Below are 11761 nucleotides of genomic sequence, written 5' to 3' on the forward strand. Positions count from 1 at the left end.
TACGAGGGGTGCGGGGATGCAGATCAAGCCACGGCAGCATCTGCTGGACGTCTGGCGGGCCATCGGCCGTCATTCCTTCGAGGACGGAAAGCTCGTCCTGGAGGAGACCGACGGGCTGAGCAGCGTGGCCGACGCCGAACGCCTGCTCTGCCTGCTGTACCCCGCCACCGAGGTCCCCGCCTTCCGCCTCGACCAGCCCGACACCACCGAACGCGACGTCCTGCGCGCCCTAGAAGGCGTCGGCAGCCGGCTGGAGATCCCGCCCAACCTGATCACCGCGCTGACCCAGTTCATGCGCACCCACACCGGAGCGGACGAGAGCCCCACCTTCGCCGGCGGCCACTACTTCAAACCCTCCGACACCAAGCTCGAACTCACCCACGAGCAGAGCCAGTTGGGCGTGGTGGACTCCTACTCGATGTCCGTCACCCTGTGCCTGGCCACCCTCGGCTTCCTCAAGGTCTACGAGAGCACCACCACCCGCCCCGAGGTGCGCCGAGCCGTCGTGGAACTGCGCGACGCCACCAACGCCCGGCTGACCTCCGCGATGATCAGCCTGCTGCGCTCCTTCACCGTCAACGTCTTCGACGCCGAGTCCGAGCAGGGCCGCCGGCTGATCCAGGTCATCGGACAGAACAGACAGTCCGAGCGGGCCGTCCTCCAGCAGTTCTCCCGCCGGTTCCGCCCGCTGCGCGCCACCATCATCGAGAGCCTCACCCGCGGCATCCAGGTCGACGAGAGCATCCGGGACGAGACCCAGCTCTTCGAGTGCGGCTGGGCCTGGGGCGTGGTGCAGGACGCGCCCAAGGTCACCGACCTCGACGTCCAGGTCCCCGGCCAGCCCGACGGCATCGCCGACCGGCTGCCGTACGTGTACTTCACCGTCGTCGCCCTCGACGGCATCCAGGACCTGTTCTCCGAGCGCACCCTCACCCTGGGTCTGCTCGACGCCGACCAGCAGAAACTCGCCGAAGCGCTGCGGCTGCGCTGGGAGCTGAGCCAGCAGTACTGGTCGGCCGTCGCCCGCTTCGGCAGCGAGCGCTGGCCGCTGGAGGACCTGCCCTGGCAGACCACCGGACTGCGCCTGGAGTCCGAGTACTTCTCGCTGACCGTCGCGGCCATCCTCGTGCACGACCTGATCCGCCGGAAGGCCACCGACGACGACCTCACCCGCACCGTCGCCATCATGGAGCGGCTGGCCGACCGCGGCCGGATCACCAGCCGGATGACCCGGGAGGACCCCATCCTCCGGATGCACAGCTCCGGCGTCACCATGCCGCTGGCCGGCTCCGACCGCTCCGGCGGACTGCTCCTGTGGCGGATGACCGACTTCTCCGCCCAGCTGCTGAAACGGACCATCCAGCTCGCGACGCTCTCCCGCAACATCGACGCCCAGGACCGCCTGCTGCGCCTGGCCGAGATGACCTTCGAACACCTGTGGGACCGGCGCATCGACGCGGGCCACGGACTGGAACTCTGGGACGACGTCCGGTCCGTCTACCCCGAGGCGCGGCACACCGCCCCGCGCCTGTCCTGGAGCATCACCGAGCGCCTCACCGAATGCCTCGTCGCCGCCCGCAACCTCTACGAACAGCAGCCCATCCGCAGCCCCGAACTGGGCCAGCTGGCCCGGGAACTGCTCAGCGAGGCCACCCATCTGTTCGGCAAGGAGCAACTGGAGGCGTCCGCCACCGGCGACGGCACCCGGGCCCGCACCATGCGCAGCATCGAGAGCCGCCTCGACCGCGCCCGCACCCTCCTGGACGAGCGGCCCGCCACCGCCTTCGCGCTCGCCCTGCCCGTGCTCCAGGAACTCGACACCCTGGCCCAGGCCAGGGGCGCCGCGACACAGGAGGTGTGAGCCGTGCTCGTCTTCGCCGCCTCCGACAAGGGAGGCACCGGCCGCTCGGTGACCAGCGCCAACCTCGCCTACCAGCGCGCCCTGACCGGCGACCACGTCGCCTACGTCGACTTCGACTTCGGCTCGCCGACCGCCGCCGCCGTCTTCGACGTGCCCAGCGCGATGCGCGGCACCGAGGAACGCGGACTGCACTCCTACCTGGAGGGCGAGATCGCCGAGCCGGTCCGGATCGACGTCTGGCGGCAGACCGAGCACCCGCTGCTGCGCGCCCGCCCCAACCAGTCCGGCCGCCTGGTCCTGCTCCCCGGCGACGCCGGCGGCGGCGAGTTCGCCACCGGCGAGGAGGCCCTCGAGCGCTGCATCGACCTGCTGCTGCGGCTCAACGGCGAGTTCGACCTGATCGTGGTCGACCTCAGCGCCGGCCGCAGCTACGCCGTCGACATGGTCCTGGCCGCCACCGCCCACCCCCGGATGCGCAACGTCCCCTTCCGCTGGCTGGTCTTCCACCGCTGGACCCGCCAGCACGTCATCGCCGCCGCCGGACTGGTCCACAAGGAGCACGGCATCATCAAGGGCGGCGTGGAGCGCGGCCACGACGAGGACGCGCTGCGGGCCGCGATCCGCTTCGTCCGCGCCGCCGTGCCCGACCCGGAGTCGCCGCTGTGGTCCCAGGGCTCGCCCGCCCAGGCCGCCTGGATGCAGGCCTGCGACGAGACGCTGCGCCGGCTCGCCGCCGAACACCGCATCGGCGACAGCGTCGTCCTCGGCATCGTCCCCCTGGAACCGATCCTCCAGTGGCGCGAACAGCTGATCACCGAAGAGGACGTCCTCTCCACCCAGATAGCCAACAAGGAGACCCTGGAGGCCCTGGAGGAGATCGCCCTGCGGCTGACGGACGACGCGCACTGGGGGCGGCCATGACGGAGGCGGCGTTCCGCGAGACCACCGCGGAACCGCGCACCCAGTCGGTGCCGCTGTCCCACCTCTCCCTGGAGCTGGGACACCTCTACATGGAGGACTTCGAGGCCGGACCGCACCGGCTGCGCGAGCACTTCACCCAGGTCCGCCCCTGGGTGGAGGCCGCCCGCGCCGCCGCGGCGGCCCGCACCGGCGGCCGGCGTCCCCGCATCAGCACCTGCTTCCTGATCGACGACTACTTCACCCGCTTCTCCAGCCCCCGCGAACTCGTCCCGCTGCTGCTCGCCGAGGCCGACCGGGCCGGACTGCGGATCGACTACCTCGCCCGCGAGTCCGGCTGCGCCGTCACCGGCAAGGTGCCCGTCGCCCAGGCGGTCGCCGCCCGCATCGTCGAGTCGCCGCCGCCCGGCAGCTACGGCAACCGCCCGCCCGCCGCCCAGACCGGCTGGCTGGCCAACGGCGAGCGCAGCCCGGTGGCCCGGGCCCCGCAGGCGATGAAGCCGGCCACCGCCTGGCAGCCGCCCCAGGAGACCGCCGCCCGCCGGCACTCCGTCTTCCTCGACGTCGAACTGTGGAACGACGACGCCGACGGACACCGCACCTGGTCCTGTCCCTTCCTCGCCGCCGTGTGGCAGCTCGCCCGCCTCGGCCTGCTGCGCCACGAGGGCGAACCCCTCTTCACCCCCGACGCGCACACCGGCCAGGACTTCCCCGACGACTGGGACGAACTGCCCTCGCTGGTCCGGCTCAACGCGCGCGCGGACCCGTTCGCCGCCTACCGGACCTGCTCGGTGCTCCCGAACCGGTTCTTACCCGTCGAACACGCCGTCCGCGTCGTCCTCGACCAGACCGAGGTGGACACGGCGGCGCTGCGCCAGGCCGCCGAGCGCTCCGCCCGCGAGGGCGTGCCCGTGCCCGACTCGGTCGCCGACCGCGTCTCCTACGTCTTCTACGCGGGCCCCTGACATGGCGGCGGGAAGGGGACCCGGACCGCGGGAGGAGGGCGCGGTGCTCGTCTGCGGCGAGATCCGCACCTGCCTGCTGCCCACCCGGCAGGCGCTCGACATCCGGGCCGCCGCCCAGCTCCTCGGCCTGCGCGCCGACGAACGCGTCCTGCTCTCCGAGCGCCCCAACCTCTACGCCCGCTCGCCCGAGACCCTGACCGGCGTCGACTGCCCGCTGCCCAGCGCCAACGGCGCCCGGGTCCGCGCGGTCGGCACCGTCGTCGCCCGGGCCGCGCTCACCGAGGGCCGCGTCCTGCAGACCTCCGCCTACTTCCGCCTCCCGGCCACCGGCCCCGACCAGCGCCGGCCGTGGGGCCACTACCTGGTGCGGCCCGGAGTGCTCGAACCGTTCGGCAAGCTGCCCCACGAGGCGGTCGCCCACGGCGTGCTCGACGGCGGCCGGCACGGCGACCTCGACGTCGGGCTCATCGCCGACGGACTGCTCACCCGGCTGCTGCGCCACCCCCTGCTCGACCACTGCCCGCCGCTGCGCTCCCGCCCCACCCGGCTGCGCTGGGCGGCGCTGCCCGCGCACCCCGGCGAGGGCCCGAGTCTGGAACGGTTCACCCTGGCCGAGGACGAGCTGCGCACCGTACGGCTCCGGGTGCCCGAGGACACCGACAGCGCCGAGATCGCCGTGCTCTGCGACGACCTGGCCCTGCACGACTGGCTGCTGACCACCCTGGTCCGCATGCTCGACGGCATCGCCCTGGGCTCCGGTACGCCGCCGCGGTCCAGACCCGGCGCGCCGGAGCGCCCCGCCGTCCTCGCCGCCCTCCGCCCCGCCGTCGACCACCTGCTGCACCTGTGGATGCCGCGGGCCCGGGTGGCCGCGGAACTGGCCCCGCTGTGGGAGGCGCTGGAGGAGCGGCCCGGATTCACCCGGCAGTGGCTGGCGCTGGTGCAGCGCATCCGCGACCAGCTCGCCCTGCACGCCATCCCGGCGCTGTACCGGGAGGTGGAGCCGGCTCCCTGACCGGACGCCCGACCAGGTCCGTCACGCACGTCCCCGCACCCCGATTCCGACGCGCATCCCAACGGGGGGAGAAGCGAGATGAGCACGGCACAGTCACCCCAGCCCGAGGAGGCGGCGGGCGCACCGGCCACGGCGCGCCCGGCCGGCCCGGCGGCCCCCGGCCCGCCGGGCGGGCCGCCGCCTACCGCCGGCGGTCTCCGGCGCGCCCTGACGGCGGACGCCGACCGGTCCCGGTGGGGCCGCCGGCTGGCGGCCGGCGCCGTCCTGGGCGGCCTCGCCTGGGGCGTCACCGCGCTGCTGAGCCCGGACACCGCGCCGCTCAGGCAGTTCGCGACCGGGCTGCTCTGCGCCGCCGCCGCGGTGCTCGTCCAGTACGTGCTGGGCCTGGACCGGCGGGTGGAGGAGCACACCCGGCGCACGGAGAGCCTGCTGACCGAGACCGCCGCCGCGGTGCGCGACAGCGTCCACCGGCTCGAACGGCACGACGAGGAACTGCGCGGCGGCCTGGCCCGCCAGGCGCGGGAGCTGCGCTCGGGCCTCGACCGCCAGTCCGAGGAACTGCGCACCGGACTGACCCGGCACACCGAGAGCGTGCGGCAGCTGGTGGAGAGCCGGGTCTCCGAGGTGGAGCGGTCCGCCGACCCCTACCCCGGCCCGGACCGGGTCCGTATCGACAGCGTGCCCGAGCTGGCCAAGAGCTTCGCCGAGGTGCTGGCGCCCCAGCCGCCGATCCTCTACACGTTCGTCCGCCTGGAGATGAAGCGGGTGGTCGGACACATGAGCGACCTCACCAATCTGAGCGCCGAGTGCCCCGGCGAGAACCACGACTGGATGCTCTCCCTGACCCGCGCCGCCGAGCAGTCCGTCTGCGCCACCAGCACCTCCGTGGACCGCCAGTTCTGGAACAGCGAGCCCGCCAGCCGCTACCTCCAGGCGCAGCAGGAGGCCATCGAGGAGCGCGGGGTGAGCGTGCGCCGGGTGTTCCTGCTGGAGAGCGCCCGCGAACTGGACGACCGGCTGCTGCGGCTGTGCGAGGAGCAGGAACTGCTGCGCATCGAGGTGCGCGTCGCGGTCCTGCCCGAACTGCCGCCGCACCTACAGCGCGGCACCACCAACGACTTCATCGTCTACGACGAGGAGGCGTCCTTCGAGATCGACCAGGACCTGCGCGACGTCAACGTCCGCACCCGCCTCATCGCCCGCCAGGACCACGTCCAGGACCGGATGAAGCGGTTCAAGGAACTCTGGGACGCGGGCATGGGCGTGCGCGAGCTGGAGGTGCGCGTGGACGACGAGGAGGACGGCACCTGGATGGTGGACCGGGGCTGACGGGCCGGGGCTGAGGGGCCAGGGCTGAGGGGCCGGGGCTGAGGGGCCGGGGTGCCGTACGGGGTCAGCGGCAGTACAGATCGGTCGCCGGGCGCGCTCCGCCCGCCAGGAAGTCGGACACGACGCGGTCGCCGCAGGCGTTGCCGTTGGCGAGGTAGGCGTCGTGGCCGGTGGAGTTCACGGTCACCATGACCGCGCGCCCGCCGAACGCCTTACGCAGCTTCCGCGCGCCGCTGAGCGGGGTGGCGACGTCGCGTTCGTTCTGCACCAGCAGGACGTTGGCCGGTCCGTCGCCCGTGATGCGCACCGGCGCCTCCTTCGGCGCGTACGGCCAGGCGGCGCACAGCATCGCGTTGCGCGGCATGCCAGCGGTCAGCGGGAACTCCGCGCGGCTCGCGGCCACGTCCGCGCGGTAGGCGGCGGCACCGTGCGGCCAGGCGACGTCGCCGCACAGGGTGCCGGCGCCGACGGCGGTGACGTTCTGGAGCACGGCCTCCGGCGGGCTCGCGGGGGCGGGCGGCACCGTGCCCTGCCGCGCGGCCCGGATCAGCTGCGCCAGGGCCGGGTACTTGGCCGGCGCGTAGAGGCTGTCCAGCATGGTCTGGCGCAGCACGTTGCCGTTCAGCTCCTCGGGGTTGGCACCGGGCCAGGGGATCGGGGAGCGGTCGAGCCGGGCGGCGAGCGCCAGGAACAGCGGCCGGACGTCGGCGGCCCGCTCGGCCAGGCGGTCCGGGTTGCCGGGCGCGGCGGCCCAGGCGGCGAAGTCCGGGAAGACGTCCTCCACGCCCCGCTCGTGCCCCGCGAGCCAGGCCCGGCCGACCAGGCCGGGATCGGGGTTGTCGTTGCTGTCCAGGACGATCCGGTCGGTGCGCTCGGGGAACAGCCGGCTGTAGACCGCGCCGACGTACGTCCCGTACGACACGCCCCAGGCGGAGATCCTCCGCTCGCCGAGGGCGGCGCGCAGGCGGTCGAGGTCGCGGGCCTCGTTCGCGGTGCTGAGGTGCCGGATCAGCTCGCCGCCGTTGCGGGCGCAGGCGGCGGCCGTGCGGCGCGCGGTGGCCAGATTGCCGTCGACGGAGCCGTCCGGGGCCGGCCAGGGGCGCAGCCGGGAGGTGGCGAGGTCGGCGTGGTCGAGGCCGCAGTCGACGGCGGTGGAGGGGGCCAGGCCGCGCGGGGCGAAGCCGATCAGGTCGTAGGCGTCGCGGACCTCCTGCGGCAGTCTTCGGCCCTTGCCGGACGGGTCGTCGAGGCTGGAGTTGCCGGGGCCGCCCGGGATGAGGAACAGCGCGCCGCGCCGGGCGGAGGTCTTCTCGCTCGGGACGCGGGAGACGGCGATGTCGATGAGCGGGCTGTGCGGGTCGGCGTAGTCCATGGGGACCTTCAGCGTGGCGCACTGCCGGCGCGGGTCGGCGGCGCCGCCCGCGCACTTCGTCCAGTTCAAGGTGGTGCGCTCGGCGGAGGCGGAGGCGGAGGCGGAGGAGGCGGTGGGAGCGGTGGAGGCCGTGGCGGCGGGCGCGGTGAGGCCGAGGACGACGGCGCAGACGCCGGCGAGGGCGGCGGCGCGGCGGACACGGCTGCGAGTGGAGTGCGTCATGTGACGAGCCTCACCGATCGGGGCCGCCCGCCACATCCGGGCAACTGCCCGGATCTTCGGGGGGTTTACCCCCGTGGGTTCCCCTAGGGAACCGGAGCCGCGGGCCCCGTGCATGGTCCGGCGCCGGGTCCGGGTACGCGACAATGGGCGCATGAGCCTGTTCCGCGACGGTGCGCGATGAGTCTGTTCCGCGACGACGGCATCGTGCTGCGCACCCAGAAGCTGGGCGAGGCGGACCGGATCATCACCCTGCTCACCCGCGGGCACGGACGGGTGCGGGCGGTGGCCCGGGGCGTGCGGCGGACGAAGTCGAAGTTCGGGGCCAGGCTGGAGCCGTTCTCGCACGTGGACGTGCAGTTCTTCGCGCGGGGCAGCGAGCTGATCGGACGCGGGCTGCCGCTGTGCACGCAGAGCGAGACCATCGCGCCGTACGGCGGCGGGATCGTCATGGACTACGCCCGCTACACCGCGGGCACCGCCATGCTGGAGACCGCGGAGCGGTTCACCGACCACGAGGGCGAGCCGGCCGTGCAGCAGTACCTGCTGCTCGTGGGCGCCCTGCGCACTCTGGCCCGGGGCGAGCACGCCCCGCACCTGGTGCTCGACGCGTTCCTGCTGCGCTCGCTCGCGGTCAACGGCTACGCGCCGAGCTTCGGCGACTGCGCCCGGTGCGGGATGCCCGGGCCGAACCGGTTCTTCTCGGTGGCCTCCGGCGGCTCCGTCTGCGTCGACTGCCGGGCGCCCGGCAGTGTCGTACCCTCGCCGCAGACGCTCGTCCTGCTCGGTGCGCTGCTCACCGGGGACTGGGCGACGGCGGACGCCTGCGAGCCGCGGTTCGTGCGGGAGGGCAGCGGGCTGGTGTCCGCCTACCTGCACTGGCACCTGGAGCGCGGTCTGCGCTCGCTCAGGTACGTCGAGAAGTAAGCGCGAAGTAAGCGACGTAGGCGCAGTAAGCGCAACAAGGGAAAGCAAGGGAGACGAGGAGCACATGGCCGTACGCGGGATCCTTGGGGGACGGCGGCGCGACTACCGGGCGCCGGAGCAGCATCCGTCCGGGGCCCGGCCGCCGAAGCTCCCCGGCGAGCTGGTGCCCGAGCACGTGGCGATCGTCATGGACGGCAACGGCCGCTGGGCCAAGGAGCGCGGCCTGCCGCGCACCGAGGGGCACAAGGTCGGCGCGGAGCGGGTGCTGGACGTGCTCCAGGGCTCGATCGAGATCGGCGTGCGCAACATCTCCCTGTACGCGTTCTCCACCGAGAACTGGAAGCGCTCGCCCGACGAGGTGCGCTTCCTGATGAACTTCAACCGCGACTTCATCCGCAAGACCCGTGACCAGCTCGACGAGCTGGGCATCCGGGTGCGCTGGGTGGGCCGGATGCCCCGGCTGTGGAAGTCGGTCGCCAAGGAGCTCCAGGTCGCCCAGGAGCAGACCAAGGGCAACGATCTGCTGACGTTGTACTTCTGCATGAACTACGGCGGCCGGGCCGAGCTGGCGGACGCGGCCAAGGCGATGGCCGAGGACGTGGCGGCGGGCCGCCTGGACCCGTCGAAGGTCAGTGAGAAGACCATCCAGAAGTACCTGTACTACCCGGACATGCCGGACGTGGACCTGTTCCTGCGTCCGAGCGGCGAGCAGCGCACCTCCAACTACCTGCTGTGGCAGAGCGCGTACGCCGAGATGGTGTTCCAGGATGTGCTGTGGCCCGACTTCGACCGCCGTGACCTGTGGCGGGCCTGCCTGGAGTTCGCCTCCCGCGACCGCCGCTTCGGCGGCGCGATCCCGAACGAACAGCTTCTGGAGCTGGGGGGCCGAAAGGACAGCCCGTCCGGCGATTGAGGACGAGGCCGTTCAGGCCGAAGCGGGGGTCTGGGGGCGGCAGCCCCCAGGGCCGCCGCGCATCCGCACCGCGCGCACCGGCCCCCGCTCACCCCGCGGAGCACTCCGCGCAGGTGCCGAAGATCTCCACCGTGTGGGCGACGTTCACGTAGCCGTGTTCGGCGGCGATCGCCTCCGCCCACTTCTCCACCGCCGGCCCCTCGACCTCCACGGCCTTGCCGCAGACGCGGCACACGAGGTGGTGGTGGTGCTCGCCGGTGGAGCAGCGCCGGTAGACGGACTCGCCGTCGGAGGTGCGCAGCACGTCGACCTCGCCGGCGTCGGCGAGGGACTGGAGCGTGCGGTAGACCGTGGTCAGGCCCACCGAGTCGCCCTTGTGCTTGAGCATGTCGTGCAGCTCCTGGGCGCTGCGGAACTCGTCGACCTCGTCGAGGGCCGCGGCGACGGCGGCGCGCTGCCGGGTGGCGCGGCCCTTCACGGGCGGTCCTGCGGTGGTCACCGGTTGCCTCCTCATTCCGCTGCGCCTGCCGGGGCCATTGTGCCAGCCCCGGCCGGGCGCGGTCAGACGCCGATCCCGCCGGCGGGCTCGCGGGGGGCCGGGACGGCGCACTCGGCCGGGTCCCCGGCGGGCCGGGCGGCGACCAGGGCCCGGGCGCGGCGTCGGGCGAGCGGGGTGGCGAGGACGGTGAGGACGAGGAACGCGGCGATGGTCAGCAGCACGATCGTCGGGCCGGGCGGCACGTCCTGGTAGTAGGAGGTGACGGTGCCGCCGACGGTGGAGCCGATGCCGAGGGCGACGGCGATCGCGAACGTGGCGGCGAACGAGCGGGTGAGCTGCTGGGCGGCGGCGACGGGTACGACCATCAGGGCGGAGACCAGGATCAGGCCGACCACCCGCATGGCGACGGTGACGGTGACCGCGGCGGTGACGGCGACCAGCAGGTTCAGGGCGCGCACCGGCAGTCCGGTGACCCGGGCGAACTCCTCGTCCTGGCTGACCGCGAACAGCTGGCGGCGCAGTCCCAGGGTGACGGCGACGACGAACGCGGCCAGGACGGAGATCGCCAGGACGTCCTCGGGGGCGACCGTGGACAGGGAGCCGAAGAGGTAGGAGCTGAGGTTGGCGTTGGAGCCGCCCGGCGCGAGGTTCACGAACATCACGCCGCCCGCCATGCCGCCGTAGAAGAGCATGGCGAGGGCGATGTCGCCGCGGGTGCGGCCGTACCAGCGGATCAGTTCCATCAGCACCGCGCCGAGCGCGGAGACGGCGGTGGCCATCCACACCGGCGAGGTGTTCAGCAGGAAGCCGAGGCCGACGCCGGTCATGGCGATGTGGCCGATGCCGTCGCCCATCAGGGGCTGGCGGCGCTGCACCAGGTAGATGCCGATGGCGGGGCCGGTGACGCCGACCAGGACGGCGGCGAGCAGGGCCCGCTGCATGAAGGCGTAGTCCAGGAGTTCCATCAGCTCAGCAGTCCCGTGCGGATCGGTTCGGCGCCGGCGGCGTCGTGCGGGTGGACGTGGTCGTGGCCGGGCAGGGCATGCTGGCCCACGGCCTTCGGGGGTGGGCCGTCGTGGAGGACGCAGCCGTCGCGCAGGACGACCGCGCGGTCGATCAGCGGCTCCAGCGGGCCGAGTTCGTGCAGCACCAGCAGCACCGTCGAACCGGCCGCCACCTGGTCGCGCAGGGTGTCGGCCAGGACGCCCTGGCTGGCGAGGTCGACGCCGGCCATCGGCTCGTCCATGATCAGCAGCTCGGGTTCGCAGGCCAGGGCGCGGGCGATGAGGACGCGCTGCTGCTGGCCGCCGGAGAGGGCGAACGCGGAGTCCTTGGCCCGGTCGGCCATGCCGACCCCTGCCAGGGCGCGCTGGACGGCGTCCCGGTCGGCCTTGCGGAACCGGCCGAAGCGGGTGCGGGCGAGGCGGCCGGCGGAGACGATCTCGGTGACCGTGGCCGGGACGCCGGAGGCGGCGGTGGTGCGCTGGGGGACGTAGCCCACCCGGGCCCAGTCGCGGAAGCGGTGGCGCGCGGTGCCGAACAGCTCGATCTCGCCGGCGGCGAGCGGCACCTGGCCGATGACGGCGCGGACGGCGGTCGACTTGCCGGAGCCGTTGGCGCCGAGCAGGGCGACCACCTCGCCGCGGCGGACGGTGAGGTCGATGCCGCGCAGTACGGGGCGGCCGCCGAGTTCGGCGCGCACCCCGCGCAGGGATATGACGGGCTCGCCCATGGCGCCGTCCC

At 73.5% G+C, this 11761-nt stretch carries 11 protein-coding genes; 7 read left to right on the forward strand and 4 right to left on the reverse strand.

Annotated elements, in window-relative coordinates:
* The first annotated feature begins 16 nt into the window (after positions 1–16).
* The 5 genes from ABEB07_RS27210 (at position 17) to ABEB07_RS27230 (ending at position 6088) form a co-directional block, all read left to right on the forward strand.
* Positions 17–1861, forward strand: a complete 1845-nt coding sequence (locus tag ABEB07_RS27210; RefSeq protein ID WP_176148888.1) for an SCO2524 family protein — start codon at positions 17–19, stop codon at positions 1859–1861.
* Between the two features lie 3 nt (positions 1862–1864).
* A complete protein-coding gene (locus tag ABEB07_RS27215; protein WP_176148887.1) occupies positions 1865–2782 on the forward strand; it encodes an SCO2523 family variant P-loop protein in 918 nt (305 codons plus the stop codon).
* Entirely contained in the window at positions 2779–3744 is a 966-nt protein-coding gene (locus ABEB07_RS27220) for an SCO2522 family protein (RefSeq protein ID WP_345670710.1), read from the forward strand. Before ABEB07_RS27215 ends, ABEB07_RS27220 begins: the two co-directional genes overlap by 4 nt.
* Before the next feature lies 1 nt (position 3745).
* Positions 3746–4759: an SCO2521 family protein gene (locus ABEB07_RS27225; RefSeq protein WP_345670711.1), complete on the forward strand. Its 1014-nt coding sequence runs from the start codon at positions 3746–3748 to the stop codon at positions 4757–4759.
* Between the two features lie 78 nt (positions 4760–4837).
* Positions 4838–6088 (forward strand): hypothetical protein, encoded by a 1251-nt coding sequence (locus ABEB07_RS27230; protein WP_345670712.1) that lies wholly within the window; start codon positions 4838–4840, stop codon positions 6086–6088.
* A gap of 64 nt (positions 6089–6152) precedes the next feature.
* Here the strand turns inward: ABEB07_RS27230 and ABEB07_RS27235 are convergent, their stop codons facing one another.
* Positions 6153–7682: an alpha/beta hydrolase gene (locus tag ABEB07_RS27235; protein ID WP_345670713.1), complete on the reverse strand. Its 1530-nt coding sequence runs from the start codon at positions 7680–7682 to the stop codon at positions 6153–6155.
* 177 nt (positions 7683–7859) lie between these two features.
* Between ABEB07_RS27235 and recO the strand changes: the two genes are divergently transcribed.
* Positions 7860–8606, forward strand: a complete 747-nt coding sequence (gene recO / locus ABEB07_RS27240) for a DNA repair protein RecO (protein WP_164584628.1) — start codon at positions 7860–7862, stop codon at positions 8604–8606.
* 64 nt (positions 8607–8670) lie between these two features.
* A complete protein-coding gene (locus tag ABEB07_RS27245; protein WP_345670714.1) occupies positions 8671–9519 on the forward strand; it encodes an isoprenyl transferase in 849 nt (282 codons plus the stop codon).
* An 88-nt stretch (positions 9520–9607) separates the two neighbouring features.
* On the opposite strand, the gene ABEB07_RS27250 is transcribed toward ABEB07_RS27245, so the two are convergent.
* From ABEB07_RS27250 to ABEB07_RS27260, 3 genes are all read right to left on the reverse strand, one after another.
* Complete coding sequence (locus tag ABEB07_RS27250; RefSeq protein WP_164584630.1) at positions 9608–10018, reverse strand: transcriptional repressor; 411 nt, start codon at positions 10016–10018, stop codon at positions 9608–9610.
* Positions 10019–10080: 62 nt separating this feature from the next.
* Positions 10081–10983, reverse strand: a complete 903-nt coding sequence (locus tag ABEB07_RS27255) for a metal ABC transporter permease (protein WP_345670715.1) — start codon at positions 10981–10983, stop codon at positions 10081–10083.
* A complete protein-coding gene (locus ABEB07_RS27260; protein ID WP_345670716.1) occupies positions 10983–11750 on the reverse strand; it encodes a metal ABC transporter ATP-binding protein in 768 nt (255 codons plus the stop codon). The genes ABEB07_RS27255 and ABEB07_RS27260 overlap by 1 nt, the downstream gene beginning before the upstream one ends.
* Positions 11751–11761: the final 11 nt, after the last annotated feature.

The sequence above is a fragment of the Streptomyces similanensis genome (assembly GCF_039543625.1).
Lineage (GTDB): Bacteria > Actinomycetota > Actinomycetes > Streptomycetales > Streptomycetaceae > Streptomyces > Streptomyces similanensis.

Excerpts from the sequence above, each read along its gene's own strand:
- ABEB07_RS27210 (WP_176148888.1), top strand. The coding sequence starts at position 17 with ATGCAGATCAAGCCACGGCAGCATCTGCTGGACGTCTGGCGGGCCATC.
- ABEB07_RS27220 (WP_345670710.1), top strand. The coding sequence starts at position 2,779 with ATGACGGAGGCGGCGTTCCGCGAGACCACCGCGGAACCGCGCACCCAG.
- ABEB07_RS27225 (WP_345670711.1), top strand. The coding sequence starts at position 3,746 with ATGGCGGCGGGAAGGGGACCCGGACCGCGGGAGGAGGGCGCGGTGCTC.
- ABEB07_RS27230 (WP_345670712.1), top strand. The coding sequence starts at position 4,838 with ATGAGCACGGCACAGTCACCCCAGCCCGAGGAGGCGGCGGGCGCACCG.
- ABEB07_RS27235 (WP_345670713.1), bottom strand. The coding sequence starts at position 7,682 with ATGACGCACTCCACTCGCAGCCGTGTCCGCCGCGCCGCCGCCCTCGCC.
- recO (WP_164584628.1), top strand. The coding sequence starts at position 7,860 with ATGAGTCTGTTCCGCGACGACGGCATCGTGCTGCGCACCCAGAAGCTG.
- ABEB07_RS27245 (WP_345670714.1), top strand. The coding sequence starts at position 8,671 with ATGGCCGTACGCGGGATCCTTGGGGGACGGCGGCGCGACTACCGGGCG.
- ABEB07_RS27255 (WP_345670715.1), bottom strand. The coding sequence starts at position 10,983 with ATGGAACTCCTGGACTACGCCTTCATGCAGCGGGCCCTGCTCGCCGCC.
- ABEB07_RS27260 (WP_345670716.1), bottom strand. The coding sequence starts at position 11,750 with ATGGGCGAGCCCGTCATATCCCTGCGCGGGGTGCGCGCCGAACTCGGC.